This window comes from Luteibacter rhizovicinus DSM 16549 (assembly GCF_001887595.1).
GTDB classification, from domain to species: Bacteria; Pseudomonadota; Gammaproteobacteria; order Xanthomonadales; family Rhodanobacteraceae; genus Luteibacter; species Luteibacter rhizovicinus.
Window position 1 is genome coordinate 4314012 of record NZ_CP017480.1, and the last position, 15073, is coordinate 4329084.

The 15073-nt window shown below is 63.7% G+C and carries 18 protein-coding genes; 12 read left to right on the forward strand and 6 right to left on the reverse strand.

Going from position 1 to position 15073, the window contains the following annotated elements:
- Positions 1-167: 167 nt before the first annotated feature.
- Positions 168-3437 (forward strand): protease pro-enzyme activation domain-containing protein, encoded by a 3270-nt coding sequence (locus BJI69_RS19670; protein WP_046967493.1) that lies wholly within the window; start codon positions 168-170, stop codon positions 3435-3437.
- 54 nt (positions 3438-3491) lie between these two features.
- Here the strand turns inward: BJI69_RS19670 and BJI69_RS19675 are convergent, their stop codons facing one another.
- Genes BJI69_RS19675 through BJI69_RS19685 form a run of 3 tightly spaced genes read right to left on the reverse strand, consistent with a single transcriptional unit; the run spans position 3492 to position 5392 of the window.
- A complete protein-coding gene (locus BJI69_RS19675) occupies positions 3492-4253 on the reverse strand; it encodes an anti-sigma factor family protein (protein WP_052767151.1) in 762 nt (253 codons plus the stop codon).
- The gene (locus tag BJI69_RS19680; RefSeq protein ID WP_046967492.1) at positions 4243-4797 is read right to left on the reverse strand and encodes a sigma-70 family RNA polymerase sigma factor; all 555 of its coding nucleotides are present in this window, start codon (positions 4795-4797) and stop codon (positions 4243-4245) included. Before BJI69_RS19680 ends, BJI69_RS19675 begins: the two co-directional genes overlap by 11 nt.
- A gap of 22 nt (positions 4798-4819) precedes the next feature.
- Entirely contained in the window at positions 4820-5392 is a 573-nt protein-coding gene (locus tag BJI69_RS19685; protein WP_046967491.1) for a cytochrome b, read from the reverse strand.
- 137 nt (positions 5393-5529) lie between these two features.
- On the opposite strand from BJI69_RS19685, the gene BJI69_RS19690 reads away from it, so the two are divergent.
- Entirely contained in the window at positions 5530-5829 is a 300-nt protein-coding gene (locus BJI69_RS19690; protein WP_046967490.1) for a hypothetical protein, read from the forward strand.
- A gap of 2 nt (positions 5830-5831) precedes the next feature.
- Here BJI69_RS19690 and BJI69_RS19695 read toward each other — a convergent pair whose 3' ends face one another.
- Entirely contained in the window at positions 5832-6383 is a 552-nt protein-coding gene (locus BJI69_RS19695) for a hypothetical protein (protein ID WP_181016729.1), read from the reverse strand.
- 227 nt (positions 6384-6610) lie between these two features.
- Between BJI69_RS19695 and BJI69_RS19700 the strand changes: the two genes are divergently transcribed.
- On the forward strand, positions 6611-6922 hold the full coding sequence (locus tag BJI69_RS19700) for a hypothetical protein (RefSeq protein ID WP_046967488.1): 312 nt from the start codon (positions 6611-6613) through the stop codon (positions 6920-6922).
- On the opposite strand, the gene BJI69_RS19705 is transcribed toward BJI69_RS19700, so the two are convergent.
- On the reverse strand, positions 6900-7493 hold the full coding sequence (locus BJI69_RS19705; protein ID WP_046967487.1) for a TetR/AcrR family transcriptional regulator: 594 nt from the start codon (positions 7491-7493) through the stop codon (positions 6900-6902). The two genes, BJI69_RS19700 and BJI69_RS19705, sit on opposite strands and share 23 nt — an antisense overlap.
- 127 nt (positions 7494-7620) lie before the next feature.
- On the opposite strand from BJI69_RS19705, the gene BJI69_RS19710 reads away from it, so the two are divergent.
- The 8 genes from BJI69_RS19710 (at position 7621) to BJI69_RS19745 (ending at position 13301) form a co-directional block, all read left to right on the forward strand.
- Positions 7621-8175, forward strand: a complete 555-nt coding sequence (locus tag BJI69_RS19710; RefSeq protein WP_046967486.1) for a hypothetical protein — start codon at positions 7621-7623, stop codon at positions 8173-8175.
- A 61-nt stretch (positions 8176-8236) separates the two neighbouring features.
- Positions 8237-8830, forward strand: a complete 594-nt coding sequence (locus BJI69_RS19715; RefSeq protein ID WP_046967485.1) for a hypothetical protein — start codon at positions 8237-8239, stop codon at positions 8828-8830.
- A gap of 69 nt (positions 8831-8899) precedes the next feature.
- On the forward strand, positions 8900-9079 hold the full coding sequence (locus BJI69_RS19720; protein WP_046967484.1) for a hypothetical protein: 180 nt from the start codon (positions 8900-8902) through the stop codon (positions 9077-9079).
- Positions 9076-9420, forward strand: coding sequence for a hypothetical protein (locus tag BJI69_RS19725; RefSeq protein WP_046967483.1), 345 nt, complete (start codon positions 9076-9078; stop codon positions 9418-9420). The genes BJI69_RS19720 and BJI69_RS19725 overlap by 4 nt, the downstream gene beginning before the upstream one ends.
- A gap of 107 nt (positions 9421-9527) precedes the next feature.
- Positions 9528-10526, forward strand: coding sequence for a sulfate ABC transporter substrate-binding protein (locus BJI69_RS19730; RefSeq protein ID WP_125903129.1), 999 nt, complete (start codon positions 9528-9530; stop codon positions 10524-10526).
- Positions 10527-10528: 2 nt separating this feature from the next.
- Positions 10529-11353 carry a sulfate ABC transporter permease subunit CysT gene (gene cysT, locus BJI69_RS19735; RefSeq protein ID WP_046967481.1) on the forward strand — a complete coding sequence of 275 codons (825 nt, stop codon included), beginning with the start codon at positions 10529-10531 and terminating at the stop codon, positions 11351-11353.
- The gene (gene cysW, locus BJI69_RS19740) at positions 11350-12198 is read left to right on the forward strand and encodes a sulfate ABC transporter permease subunit CysW (RefSeq protein ID WP_046967480.1); all 849 of its coding nucleotides are present in this window, start codon (positions 11350-11352) and stop codon (positions 12196-12198) included. The genes cysT and cysW overlap by 4 nt, the downstream gene beginning before the upstream one ends.
- Complete coding sequence (locus BJI69_RS19745; protein ID WP_046967479.1) at positions 12195-13301, forward strand: sulfate/molybdate ABC transporter ATP-binding protein; 1107 nt, start codon at positions 12195-12197, stop codon at positions 13299-13301. Before cysW ends, BJI69_RS19745 begins: the two co-directional genes overlap by 4 nt.
- Here BJI69_RS19745 and BJI69_RS19750 read toward each other — a convergent pair.
- Positions 13273-14178, reverse strand: coding sequence for a LysR family transcriptional regulator (locus BJI69_RS19750; RefSeq protein ID WP_046967478.1), 906 nt, complete (start codon positions 14176-14178; stop codon positions 13273-13275). The two genes, BJI69_RS19745 and BJI69_RS19750, sit on opposite strands and share 29 nt — an antisense overlap.
- Before the next feature lie 134 nt (positions 14179-14312).
- Here BJI69_RS19750 and BJI69_RS19755 point away from each other — a divergent pair, with 134 nt between their 5' ends.
- Positions 14313-15065 (forward strand): SDR family oxidoreductase, encoded by a 753-nt coding sequence (locus BJI69_RS19755; RefSeq protein WP_046967477.1) that lies wholly within the window; start codon positions 14313-14315, stop codon positions 15063-15065.
- Positions 15066-15073 lie beyond the last annotated feature (8 nt).

The window sequence follows — 15073 nt, forward strand, 5'->3', positions numbered from 1 at the left end:
TGAGAACTCGGCCAGTCGAGCGTGTGTGACTTTGCGACGGATGTAAAGCTATCGTCGAGCGTCCGCATGAACCTGCGTCGTGCGGACGTTGTGCCGAAGGGGCAGTTCGTCACGGACTGGGCGCAAGAAGTTACGACGCACTACGGGCTCTTTCCTTCGGGGGTACTATGTCATCCATCATTGCAAGGCCTTGGCTGGCCGGCGCGGCGCTGTTCGTGGCCGCCGGCGCCGCATGCGACGCGCACGCCGCAGCCGCCAGCGCCACGGTAGGCAGCACCAGCACCACGCCACTGATCACCAAGTCGGTCGACAAGAGTCAGATGACCACGCTGCCAGGCAGCGTGCCTGCCAGGGTCCGCAGCAGCGCCGATGCCGGACCGATGGGGACCACCGAGGTGATCTCCTCGATGACCCTGGTGCTCAAGCGCAGCGACGATCAACAGAAGCGCTTCGATAATTACCTCGCCTCGCTGGACAATCCCTCCTCCCCCAACTTCCACAAGTGGCTGACCGCGCGTCAGGTAGGTGAGCAATTCGGGCCGAACCAGAAAGACATCACGGCGGTAAAGGCGTGGCTCGCCAGCCAAGGGCTTGGCGTGAAGAACGTATCGGCCGACGGCATGCTCATTCGCTTCAACGGATCGGTCAGCGCCGTGCAGCAGGCGTTCGGGACCTCCCTGCACCATTTCACCGGCGCGGACGGCAAGCGACACTTCGCCAACTCGACCGAGCAGAAACTGCCTACGGCCCTGGTCCCTGTCGTCAGCGGCGTCGCCTCGTTGACCGACTTCTTCCCGAAGCCGCAGAAGAAGGATGCGCAGCCGGTCAAGCGCAACAAGAAAGGCGAATGGGTCACCGCCGGTGCGCCGTCGTCCGACTTCAATTTCGTCTATCAGGGCGACGTCCAGTACGACGTGGTGCCGGCCGACTTCGGCACGATCTACAACGTCAATCCGTTGTGGAACCAGTCCAGTCCCGTGCGTGGAGCCGGCGAGACTGTCGCCGTGCTCGAACGCACCAATGTACTGGACGCCGACGTCGCCACCTTCCGGCACACCTTCCTGCCGACCGACGCCAAGGGCGTCTTCACGCAGATCCATCCGGCAGGCTTCGCCGGCGACACCAGCTGCGGGGATCCGGGCACGAACGCCGATGAAGGTGAAGCCGCACTCGACGCCGAGTGGGCCGGCGCCGCGGCGCCCGACGCCAACGTGACCCTCGCCTCCTGCGCAGACAGCGGTGCCGACTTCGGCGCTTTCCTGGCCGCACAGAACCTGCTGGAGCAGGATGCGCCGCCACCAATCATGAGCCTGAGCTACGGCGAGTGTGAATCGGTCAGCGCCGCCGTCGGCGACCTCGCCGAAGCCGCTGCACTGTGGTCGACGGCCGCCGCCGAAGGCGTGACCGTGTTCGTCTCCACCGGCGATGCAGGCTCGGCCGGTTGCGACCAGAACCAGGTCGCCTCCAGCTTCGGTATCGCCGTGAATGGCCTGGGCAGCACGCCTTACAACATCGCCGTTGGCGGTACCGACTTCGACGACTTCAAGAAAACACAGAAGTACTGGTTGCCGGGCAACGGCGAACTGGGTGCGAGTGCGATCAGCTATATCCCCGAGCAGACGTGGAACGATTCCTGTGCCAGCGCCCAGCTCGACAAGGTCCTCGGCATCGCCAATCCCAACAACGCGTGCAACTCGGCCGCCGGCGAAAACTTTCTCAACACCGCCGGTGGCAGCGGTGGCCCGAGCTACGTCTGGTCGCAGCCCACCTGGCAGCAGGGCATCGCGGGTATCGATCAGAACGTCACCCGCGCGCTTCCCGATGTCTCGCTCTTCGCGGCGAACGGCCTCTACGGGCATGCACTGATCTTCTGCATGTCCGACAGCGACCAGGGCGGCGTGCCGTGTAACTACCTCGACCCGACCGACTCGCTGTTCAACAGTGCTGGCGGCACCTCGTTCGCCGCACCGGCCATGGCCGGCGTCCAGGCCCTCGTCGATCAGGCCAGCGCCAACCGCCTCGGCAACGTCGGCCCGACGCTCTACGGTCTGGCCCGCACGCAATACGGTACGGTCGCCACCCCGGCGGCAGGTTGCAAGGCCAACGACACCACCTGCGTGTTCCACGACGTGACCGTCGGCGATATCGACGTGCCCTGTTTCGCAGGTACTGGCGATTGCTTCGTCAAGAAAGGCCAGCAGTACGGTGTTGTCAGCGATGGCGGCCGTGCCTCGCTCGTCACCGCGTGGAAGACGAACAAGGGCTACGACTATGCCACCGGCCTCGGCTCGGTCAACGTCACCAACCTGACCAATGCCATCGCCGCGAAGCAGACCCGCGGGCAGATCATTCCGCGCACCTGGGATCTGGTCGGCGCCAACGACAGTGCCAATCCCGGCGTCGGCCTGAACGCCGTCCTCGACGGCAAGAGCACCTTGCTGCTGGTCGGTCCGAAGACCGGTAACGCCACCCTCGTTCGCTTGAACGGCAGCACGGTCCTCGACAGCGATACGTGGGTCCCCGTGCAACAGGGCTCACAGGTTGCTGACGGCTTCGTGCCGGGCGACCAGGTGAAGGCCATTCCGTTCGACATCTTCGACGGCGCCCTGGCCAACCAGACGGTGATGGAGAGCGACAACGCCACCACCCACGAAATGAACCTGGCGATCTACAGCTACGGTTGGGCCGATTTCCGCTTCCCGTATCCGGCAGGCTGGAGCCTGGTTGGCGCGGGCCTGGTCGATGCCTCGGCCAAGTCGAAGCAGGTCTGGTTCAACGCCAACACCAGCAAGCTGTCGTTCTGGACCATCGACTGCAGTGGCACCCTGAAGTTCGGGCGCTTCGACAGCCTCGAGTGCGCACAGAGCGTGGCCACGACGGTTGCCGCGCCGGCCGGCTTCACCCCGAACCTGGCCGACCTCAACGGCGACGGCATCCTGGACATCGTCTGGACCGGACCGAAGAACGCGATCAAGTACTGGATCAACAATGGCCAGGGTGGCTTCACCAAGAACGACGGCAGCAATGCACCGGCGGGCTTCGCCTTCGTCGGCGCCGGCGAGATCGCCGGCAGCGGCAAGACCGATCTGATCTGGTTCAACGCCGACACCGGCAAGCTGCGCTGGTGGGAGATGGACGGCACGACGGTGGCCAGCACGAAGACCATCGCGGCACCGGATGGCTACACCGTCGCCACCATCGAGGACTTCGACGGCGACGGCCTCGCCGACCTGTTCTGGACCAATGCCAAGGGCAAGGCCCTGCTATGGCAAGGTGTCGGCGACGGCTTCGTCTCGCAGCAAGTGGCTGATGGTGAGGGCACCGCGTATGTCGTGCCGTCAGGCTACAAGGTGCAGATGAATCGGTTGCAGGGTGTGGTGAATGCGGCGGTTTCGTCGGGCACTGCGGCGCAGGTCGCGGCGGTCGCTACGCACTAACTCGTCGTAACGGTAAATGAAAGGGCGGACGGGAAACCGTTCGCCCTTTTTCTTTCACTTCGACGTACTCAACAGATTCCTGAAACGCGCCAGCTCGGCCTGATCCATGTCCGACACGATAGCCGCAGGCTGTCCGCCCAAGGTCGCAGCTTCCAGCACGTAGCCCTGCATCTGGATGGACTCAGGCGCACCCGTGCCCATAGTCGTTGGCAGGACAAACACATCGATCACGTGTTTGCCGTGGCGATAGACAAGCACGGGAATGCGCTCGCTGCCGGCGTAGTCGATACGACCGCCGATGAGTGCGTAACCCTCGGTGGCAAAATCCTCCACAACGGGTGCCGTGGCGATCTTGCCTGCAAACCAGGGCTTGACCGTGTGCTGGTCCGTCGACACGACATCGATCGGCGACGTCGCGGCCAACGCACGCCAGTGACTGGCGAACAGATCGCGGGTCAGTTGCGACTGCCCATCGGCGGGGCTCGTGCCGTGGTTCCAAGCGGCCAAGGTTGCGCCGCCCGCCACGAAGGCGAGAACCCATGAAGCGGCCATGGCCAGCCAGGGGCGTTGTGTGCGAGGTGCCTGGTGACTGGCTGCCGCCGCGGCTTCTTTCTCGATGCGCGCGCGCAAGGCATCGGGCGCACTGAAGCGCGGTGCGTCCTTACGCAAGGTGTGGCGTAGCGCATCCAGCTCGATCAAGGCGGCGCGGCAGTCCGCGCATTCGTCCAGGTGTGCCTCGAACTCACGGCCCGTGGCACGATCCAGCTCGCCGTCAAAGTACAGCGGCAGCAGCTCACTCGCAGCTTTACAATCCATGAGGGATCTCCATCGTGCCGTTATCGGTCAGTGCCTTCTGTAGCAGTGCACGTCCGCGGGCCAGGCGGGACATCACGGTACCGATGGGCGTTTGCAACACGTCGGCGATTTCCCGGTACGACAACTCTTCGATCTCACGCAGGATGAGCACCTCGCGAAAATGCTCCGGCAGGTTACGCAAATGCACCGTGATCATCTGCCTTCGCCTGGAACTGTCCAGGCGTTCCTCGATCTCGTCCGCCTCCGCGCGTGGCATCCAGTGCTCGGCGGCGACGGGATTATCGTCGATCGCAACGTTTCGCTTTTCCTTGTTGCGCAGGGCAAGTCGGGCGAGGCAGCAGTTGCGGACGATCGCGAGCCACCACGCACGCGCATTGCCACCGGCATAGGTCTCCGATGAGCGAGCCGCGCGAACGTAGGCGTCGTGGACGGCATCGGCCGCATCCTGCTCGCTACCCAGCAACCAACGGCCGAGATTGTAGGCAGCGTCAAGATGGCTGAGCGCCAGATCATCGACAAACGCGCGGCTACTCGTCGACATCATGATGACTGCGTCCCCATGCCGGTTATACCCGCAACATACGCTGGATGACGCTGTCGCGGTCGAAGAAGCGGTGCTTCAGGGCGGCACCGATATGGCCGACCACGAGGATACACAGCGTCCAGACCAGGCACACGTGGAGCGTATCGGTCAGCAAGCGCAAGGGTTCGTCCTTGCCGATCAGTACAGGCAGGAAGCCGATTCCGAAGAAACTGACCGGATGGCCGCCGGCCATGCGATGCAGGTAGCCGGTAAGCGGAACCAGGAACATCAACGAATACAGTACCCAGTGCAGTGTATGGGCGGTCTTCTGCTGCCAGGAGGGAATATGCGCGGGTAAGGCAGGTGGCTTGTGTGTCGACCGCCAGACCAGGCGGAACACGGCGAGCATGAAGATCAGGCTGCCGATCGAGGCATGGTAGAACAGGACCTCATCGTGACCGGGGGCTTTCTTCGGGAAGGTTTCCATGAAGAAACCGAGGCCGACGTTCGAGAAGATAAGCAAGGCAATGAGCCAATGCATCGCGACGGCGACCTTCGTGTACGACCTCGGGTGAGTCGTCGAGGTGGCATAACTGGCGTGTGCGGGGACGGACATGGCTGGGGCCTCGGGTTCGCGGCACGGGAAGCGTGCCCACGACAGACCAGATCGTCCGGGGACCGGTTTTATTCCCGCCCGGTTGGAGGGGCCCGACCCCTCCCCTATACTGCCGCGCCACCCCGCTCGGTCAGCCCATGAAGTACCTCGCCGCCCTCCTCCTTGCCGCACCCTTGGCCGCCACGGCAGCCCCGAATGTCTGTGCCGAGCGCGGCAACTTCGCGTCCCTGGTCGCGGTCGCCAGGAGCAAGGGGCTCGACGAGCGCTCGGTCACCGAGGCCGCGGCGACGGATCCCAATGCCTCGTTCGTGGTTCGCCTGTCGCACATCGAAATCATCCAGACGATGTATCGCGGCCCGGCAAAGTCGCTCTCGCCGCCCGAAGCGGCTGCGTCGGCGCGTCGCACGTGTGAAAAGGCGCTGGCAAAGAGCCACTAGGCTCAGGCATCCGATGGCCCCAACGTCTTCCTGAGTCGCTTCGCCGTCGTCATGATCCACGGCTCGTAGTGCTCTTCCAGCACGCGTCGCTCGGCATCCAGCGCAACCAGTCGATCTTCGTGCCAGTGTTTGCGCACCTCGCCCGCCGGGAAGCGATTCGTCTCCGAGTCGACCGCCCTGAAAGGCGTAAGTAGCGCTCCCTCGAGCCTGCGCACGTCGTTCGCCCAGTGCAGCACCTCGCGCACACCTTCGGTGAGTCCGATTCGCTGTTCGAGCAGGGCGTCGAGTGACTTCCTCATGTTCTCGATAGCGATGCGGCTTCTCTCATCCCAGGCCGCGATACGGTCATCCACCGACAGGCCGTCGCCTCTCCGTTCTTCGTCCGAAAAGTACAACTCCACGATCTCGCCCCGGCCGACTGGCCGGACCGCGCCGTAGTAGATCGACGTTCCGGGCTGAAGGAGCGGGCCCACGATGTCGGGCTGTCCGAACGTGAGATACACACGACGAACCTCGCCCGGGTGAAGATCTTCCTCGACCTCCACCCTGGTCATATAGTGAATGCGCGTTTCCTGACCGATGCCTATGTCTACCCGCCAGTCCCTGGCAAGGAGTGGCCCGGCCCTGCCGCCCTCGTCTGGGCGGTAGAGCTCAAGAGTCGCCAGCGCGTGCCTTGGCAGCGTCATACAGGAAGGTCTCCAGGAGCGATTGGAAATGTAACAGCGCCCGGGCTCGTTCGCGTACGATCCCGACAAGCCAGGGATACGACGTCGAGAGGTCCATGATCAAGCGAATCCTGTTGGCAGCGCTCATTGGCGTGACGGTCACGCTGCTGCTCATCGCCTCGTCCTTCGCCGCCGACGACGCCGGACACGAGACGCTGTCGAACGTCCTGTTCTGGCAGAACTGGCTTCTGCAGGCTCTCGTTCCCACGCCGGACATCGGCGCGGCGGAGCATCCGTTTGCCGAGGGCACGCCCCTCACCTTCATCGCGTGGTTTGCAAGCGTGCCACTCGGTTTCGTGATCTACGGGGTGGCAGCCTTCGCCATCATGCGAAGGCCCAAGCCGATCAGCCCTGCGCAGTCGGGATAGCCGCCGTGCTCACGAGGCGTCGCAATCCACCGCGAGCGACGTCGGCAAACTTCGACGGATCGCCGAACGCACGGGCGGTGAGCATGGCGCCGTAAATCAGCGAGATGAACGCTTCGGCTTCGCTACTGGCGGCACCCTGCAGTCGGAACGCCCCTTGCTGGGCGCCCTTGGTGAGAATGGTTTCGAGCCACCTAGACAAGTCGCGGAAATGGGCGCGGACACATTCCGCCAGCTCGGGCGGCAGTGACGGCAGCTCCGCCGCCAGCATGCCGGCGACGCAGAAAGGCGCCGACGCATCGGCGATGCACTGCTCCCAGTAGCCCGTGTAGAACCCGAGCTTCTTCACCGGGTCGAAGTCGTCGCCTTCGAGCAGTGCGATCTGCTCGACGATGCCGGCGCGCGATTCTTCGACCACCGCGCGCGCGAGGTCCGACTTGCTCGGGAAGTGATGATGGATGCTCGCCTTTCGCACCTGTACCTGCTCGGCGACATCCGCGTAGCTGAAGCCGTTGTAGCCACGTGTCTGGATGAGATACCGGGCTGAGTCGATGAGTTTCTGCTGGGTCGTCATGGTCGCAGCCTACCATCTAGTAGGCTGTTCATTCAATAACTGGCTGATCCCCGCGCCTTCCCTACCACTATTGACCATGAACCCTACCTACTAGTAGGGTGTGCACACTTTCCCTAAAGACTTCCCCATGAATACCCTCCGCAGCTACTACTTCCTCCGCGCCGGCGTGTCCTTCGCCTGGGTGGCACTCGTCGTCCTCCTGTCGAACATGGGCGTGCCGGCCATCGTTTCAGGCGCCCTCCTGGTCCTTTACCCCGCGTGGGATGCGCTCGCCAATTTCCTCGATGCACAGCGATCCGGCGGCCTGCGCACCAATCCCGGTCAGCGGCTCAACACCGTGGTCAGTATCGCCACCGCCGCCGTCCTGGTCGTCGCGCTGATCGTCCGCGGCAATGCCGGCGGACTCTTTGTCTTCGGCATCTGGGCGCTGCTTGCCGGCCTGCTCCAGCTCTTCGTCGGCATTCGTCGCCGCAAGCTGGGCGGCCAGGTCTTCATGATGATCAGCGGCGGGCAGTCGGCCCTGGCCGGCGTCTTCATGACCATCCAGGCATTTGGCGACGCGCCGAGCATCGCCAAGCTGGCACCGTACGCCGCCTTCGGTGGGCTCTACTTCCTGCTGTCCGCGTTGCGGCTGACCTTCAAGCGCCCGACTCACGAGGCGTATCAGGGCAACGCCAACTGAGCGCCGCTGGCGCCCCGGGTGGCCTGCTAAAGTCAGGCCACCTACCTGGACGTTCTCCGCCGTGGTCACAAAGAAGAACGGAACCTTCTGGCTATCCGGCCTCCTCGCTGCCTTGCTCACCATCGTGGCCGTCCTTGCGTATGACTATGTGTCGGCGCGGAACCGGCAGGCAGATCAGGATGCGGCACAGAGTGCCGAGCATGATCCTCTGAGTTTTTCGTGGCCATTCGGCTGGACGCCGATCCCTGAAAGACGAGTCGCCAATGCACATAGCGAGATGGCGTCAGCCGTCTTCATGGTGGGTGGTAAGAAAGTCGCGACCATCGTCGTCCTGATCGATCGCTTTACGAAGCATCGAACACTCGACGACGAGGTCGCACAACGCATCAAGGCGGAAATCAGGGTCACACGCAAGCAAGGAGAGAATGTTGACCTGTCGCCCCCGGTACAAGACACCTGGCCAGGCCGCCCCGCTCTTCGATACGACGACAGTTTTGTCTACAGCGGGACCAACCAACGTATTCGCCAGCGAACTATCTTCGCCATGGGCTCTGAAAACATCACTTGCAGCGTCTGGTACGCAGCGAACGAGGATGACTTCGATCGATACCTTCCTGACGTGGAGCGGGTGAAGAGCCAGGTGACCTGTCCCTGACCTGTTCATGGCTGCTGCCCACCTGCGCTAATCTGCCGGCCACACATCCATGGATTCAAGGACGGCGGCATGCGTGTTTTCCTCCAGTGCATCCCCCTGCTGGCGGTGGCGGCCACGCCCGTGGCCCTCGCGCAGTCGAAGCCAGGCGCCGGGCTCGTCGCCTCGGCCGGCCCGACGACGGTCGTCGCCAAGCTCTATGGTGCGGACACCCAACGGATGGCGGATAAAGGGCCTAAAGGCACGACATGAATGAGGCCACTGGGATGTTGAGAGAAGCCCTCATCGGCCAGAAGCTCGCCGCTGTGACCTTCGTCCTCGACTATTTTCAGTTCCAGTTTGATGGGAGTGTATTGACCGTTTACACGGCGCCGAAGGCACACCTCTTCCAGGAAGAGATTTCCAACTACAGAGACGAACTCTGCGCGCTGATCGCGAAGATCGTTACCTCAGTTGAGGAAATCCCAGACACTGCTATCCACATCGACTTTGGCGACTACGGGCGACTGACTGTTCCACTGGACGAAGACTCGAAGCGTCAGGTCGAGGCAGCGATGTTTACGCCTTTCGGAAAGGCCCCATGGGTTTGGTGATTTGGAGCAACGTGATCAACCAGGAATTTCACGTCGCGCTGACACTCCGACCAGCTACATCGACGTATCCCCCTGTCCACGTCATCCGGCACCCAAGGAGCATGACGATGAAGCTTCGTCCCACCCTTCTTGCCCTCGCTGCGACGGTCATGGTCCTTCCCGCGATGGCGAAGGACGTGACCCTGCTCAATGTGTCGTACGACCCGACCCGTGAGCTCTACAAGGCCCTGAACACGGCCTTCGCCGCCGACTGGAAGGCCAAACACGGCGACACCGTGACTATCCAGATGTCCCACGGCGGCTCCGGCAAACAGGCACGCTCCGTCGTCGACGGCTTACCGGCCGATGTCGTGACCCTCGCCCTGGCCTATGACATCGATGCCATCGCCGACCGTGGCCTGCTGGCCAAGGACTGGCAAACCCGCCTGCCAGACAACGCCTCGCCTTATACGTCGGCCATCGTGTTCCTGGTCCGCAAGGGCAATCCGAAGGCCATCCGCGACTGGGGCGATCTGGTCAAGACCGGGGTGCAGGTCATCACCCCCAACCCCAAGACATCCGGCGGCGCCCGCTGGAACTTCCTTGCCGCCTGGGGCTACGCGCTCAAGCTGCCGGGTGGCAACGACGACAAGGCCAAGGCCTTCGTCAAGACGCTCTACGAGCATGTGCCGGTGCTCGACACCGGTGCCCGCGGTGCGACGACGACCTTCACCCAGCGCGGCATCGGCGACGTGCTGATTGCCTGGGAGAACGAAGCACTCCTGGCGAAACAGGAAGCCGGCGGTGACCAGTTCGACATCGTCACCCCTTCCATCACCATCCTCGCCGAGCCACCGGTCGCGGTCGTCGACAAGAACGCGGCGGCGCACGGTACACGCGAGGTCGCGGACGCGTACCTCACCTTCCTCTACTCGCCCCAGGCCCAGGACATCGAGGCGCGCAACTTCTACCGCCCCCGTTCACCCGAGGTCGCCGCGAAATACGCTGCACAGTTTCCAAAGGTAAAGACATTCACCCTGGCCGAGGTCTTCGGTGACTGGCGGAAAGCGCAGTCCAGGTTCTTCGCCGATGGCGCCCTCTTCGACCAGATCGGCCCGGGCAACTGACCATGCGCCGACGGGTCTTGCCCGGCTTCGGATTGAGCCTCGGTTTTACCGTCACTTATCTTGGCCTCATCGTGCTCTTGCCGCTGTCGGCACTGGCATGGAAGGCCTCCGAGATCGGGCTCGCCGGCATCCCGCGGTTGCTGTCGTCGCCCCGTACGCTGGCGGCGTTCAAGCTCAGCTTCGGTGGCGCCCTGGTGGCCGCGTCGATCAACGTCGTCGTCGGCCTGATGGTGACCTGGGCACTCGTCCGCTATCGCTTTCCCGGCCGCCGGATACTGGATGCCCTGATCGACCTGCCATTCGCTCTGCCGACGGCCGTCGCCGGCATCGCGCTGACGGCCGTCTATGCGCCTAACGGCTGGCTAGGCCGCTGGCTGGTCCCGCTGGGTATCCAGGTCGCTTATGCCCCACTGGGCGTGCTTGTCGCCATGGTGTTCGTCGGCTTTCCCTTCGTCGTGCGGACGCTGCAGCCCGTGCTGCAGTCGCTGGAGCGCGACGTCGAAGATGCCGCGGAGAGCCTGGGTGCGTCGCGGCTGCAGACCTTCGTCAAAGTCGTCCTGCCGACGCTCCTGCCGACCCTGCTGACCGGTTTTGCCCTCGCTCTGGCCCGCGCCGTAGGTGAATACGGCTCGGTGATCTTCATCGCCGGCAACATCCCGCTGCGCTCGGAAATTGCGCCGCTCCTCATCGTCCAGCGACTCGAGGAATTCGACTACGCCACCGCCGCGGCGCTGGGTGTGGTCATGCTGGCCTTCTCGCTGGTTCTCCTCATCCTGATTTCGATGCTCCAACGCTGGACGCGGCGCTGGGCGGAGCAGCACGCATGAAGGCGCGCCGATCCGGACGACCCGTGAGTGCCACGAGGCGCATCGGCCAGGTGCTGATCGTCGTGGCTTCATGCGCATTTCTTTGCCTTTTCCTCCTGGTGCCGCTGGCTTCCGTGTTCGTCGAAGCCCTTCGTCAGGGTGCCCAGGCTCTCGTGGCGAGCCTGGACCAGCCCGAAGCCATGGCGGCGATCCGGCTGACCTTGCTGGTGGCCGCCATCACGGTGCCGCTCAACGTGGTCTTCGGCGTGGCGGCTGCCTGGGCCATGACCCGTTTCACGTTCCGGGGGAAGGCGCTGCTTGGCGCACTGATCGACCTGCCTCTCTCCGTTTCACCCGTCGTCTCGGGCCTGCTGTATGTGCTGATGTTCGGCGCACAGGGCTGGTTCGGGCCATGGCTGTCGGCCCACGGCATCAAGGTGATCTTCGCCGTGCCCGGCCTGGTGCTCGCGACTATCTTCATCACGCTGCCGTTTGTCGCGCGGGAGCTCATTCCGCTCATGCAGGCCCAGGGCAGCGAAGAAGAAGAGGTCGCCCGCGTGCTCGGTGCGAGCGGGTTGCAAACGTTCTTCCGCGTGACGCTGCCCAATATCCGCTGGGCGCTGCTCTATGGCGTCCTGTTGTGCAACGCGCGCGCCATGGGCGAGTTCGGCGCAGTGTCGGTCGTTTCGGGACACATTCGCGGGTTGACCACCACCATGCCGCTGGAGGTGGAGATGCGCTACAACGAGTACAACTACGTCGGAGCCTTCGCCATCGCGTCGCTGCTCGCCCTCCTGGCGCTGTTGACCCTTGCAGTGAAATCCGCCCTCGAATGGCGCTATCAAGCCGCCGAGAACCACCGATGACACTCGCTCTCAAACGGCTGAGCCGACACTTTCCCGATATCGCCGCGCTCGACGACGTGAGCCTCGATATCGCACCGGGGGAGTTCATTGCCCTGGTTGGCCCGTCGGGCTCCGGGAAGACGACCCTGCTGCGCATTCTCGCGGGGCTGGACTATCCCGATGAGGGAAGCGTCACGCTCAATGGCGATGACTTCCTGGCGGCGACGGCAAGGGAACGCAACGTCGGCCTGGTCTTCCAGCACTACGCCCTGTTCCGTCACCTGACCGTGCGCGAGAACGTCGCCTTCGGCCTGCGTGTACGTCCCCGTCGACGTCGCCCTTCCCGTGACCAGATTCGCGCACGCGTCGACGAATTGCTCAAGCGCGTGCAGCTGGTGGAACTGGGTGGCCGCTATCCGAGCCAGCTATCCGGAGGCCAGCGCCAGCGTGTCGCCCTCGCGCGCGCCCTCGCGGTCGAGCCGGACGTGTTGCTGCTGGACGAGCCTTTCGGCGCGCTCGATGCACAGGTGCGCACGGCCCTGCGCCGCTGGCTGCGCGAGCTGCACGAAGAACTGGAGCTGACCACCGTCTTCGTCACCCATGACCAGGAAGAAGCGCTCGAGCTCGCCGATCGCATCGTCGTGATGAACAAGGGCCGCATCGAGCAGGTGGGTCGGCCGCATGACGTCTACCAGGATCCCGCCACACCCTTCGTCTGCGAGTTCATCGGCCGCACGAACCGCATTCCGCTGCAACGCCGGGGCACGACGTGGGGTGCCGGAGGATGGTCCCTGCCGGCCGGCGCATCGGGTGGGCGATTCCAGTCAGCCGTGGCGTATATCCGGCCAGAACACCTGTCGCTCTCGGTGCCCGACGATGAGCCCGCGTGGAACGCGCGGTTGCGGCATGTCTACCTTGCAGGAAGCATCGCGCATCTGGACATCCATATCGCCGAGATCAACCAGACGTTGGAGGTGGACGTGGCGAGCGAGGACCTGGCCCGGCTGTCCCTCGTCCCGGGTACGGCCTTGCGCGTCGCGCCGACGAGACTCGTCGCCTTTGCGCTGGATGAGACGCCTGCCGCGCAGCCTCTGGTCAGCGAACGCTGGGTGATGCAACGTTGAGCGAAGGCACCTCGGCGAAGATCTCCGCGATGAAATCCATGAAGACGGTCGCGCGCCTTGGCAGCAAGCGACTGACGAGATAAAGCATCTGAATCGGAACGGGCGGTGCTTCGTAGTCAGACAGTAGTCGCTTCAGCCGTCCGCTTTCCAGACCCGCGGCAAACAGCCAGGCTGGTCCGTACCCTATCCCCACGCCGGCAACGACAGCGTCGCGACCCGCTTCGGGCGAACTGACACGAAGACGCCCACTCACGGACACATCCGCGTTCTTGAATCGCCAGGTGTGTCCGGACGCCAGCAAGGTATAAACAACGCATTCGTGTTGACGCAGGTCATCGGGTCTTTCCGGTGAGCCGTGACGTGAAACATAGTCTTCGCTCGCCACGCACACGCGCTCGAAATGAGCCACGCGCCTGGACCGAAGTGAACTGTCGTCCAGATGCCCGATGCGGATAGCGAGTTCCGCGCCCTCGTCGACCAGACCCGCATAGCGATCGCTGAACTGCAGATCCAGCGACACTGCGGGATATCGGTCGAGGAATTCGGGAATCCGGGGCACAACGAAGGCGTGAGCCAACGCTGTCGGGCAGGCAACCCGCAACAGCCCTGTCGCCTCGGCGTGTTTCCGCAACGAGGATTCCGACTCGATGACCGAGTCCAGGATGCGACGCGCCTCCTCGTAATACCGCTCGCCCTCAGGCGTCATGGTCAGCTTGCGGGTGGATCGATGCAGGAGTCGCGTCTGCAGGTGGTCCTCGAGCGCCGCGATGTTTCGGCTGACATTGGGTTGTCCGATACCCAGGTCGCGTCCGGCTGCCGAGAAGCTGCCGGTTTCAACCGCGCGCGCAAAACAGGTCATGAGCAGAAAGCGATCCACGGGACGGCTCACCTATGCAATTTGAACATGGATTATATCCCCACAACCCGTCTTATCGCCTCCGGAGCATGAGTCCATGATCCCCTCACAGCGAGCTGCCATCCCGGACAGCCCGACGTGATTTGGAGAATGAAATGTCCCGTTTGCAAGGTAAGCGTGCCCTCATCACCGGCGGCACCAGCGGCATTGGCCTGGAGACCGCCAGACAAATGCTCGCCGAAGGCGCGCGCCTCATCGTCACCGGTGTGAATCCGGACACGCTGGCAGAGGCACGGAGCAGCCTGGGCAAGGACGTCCTCGTCATAAGGGCCGATGCCGCCAGCGTGCCGGCCCAGCAGCAACTGGCGCGGGCGGTGCTCGAACACTTCGGCCAGCTCGACATCGCCTTCCTCAATGCCGGCGTGTCGGTCTGGCAGCCCATGGAGGACTGGACCGAAGCGATGTTCGATCGCTCCTTCGCCACGAACGTGAAAGGGCCTTATTTCCTTATCCAGGCATTGCTGACGACCTTCGCGAATCCGGCATCGGTCGTGCTCAACACCTCAATCAACGCCCACGTTGGGGCCGTCCGATCGTCCGTCTACGCGGCGACCAAAGCCGCATTCCTCAGCATGTCGAGAACGCTTTCGAGCGAGCTTCTCGACCGCGGCATCAGGGTCAACGCGGTCAGCCCCGGCCCCGTGCAAACGCCGCTGTACGACAAGCTGGGCATTCCCGACGCCTACCGCGAGCAGGTGAACCAGGACATCATCGCGTCCATTCCTGCCGGTCGCTTCGGTACCGCCGAGGAAGTCGCCAAGGCGGTCGTCTATCTTGCCTCCGACGAATCCCGCTGGACGGTTGGCTCCGAGCTGATCGTCGATGGGGGACGTACGTTGAACGGCTGAGGCGGCTC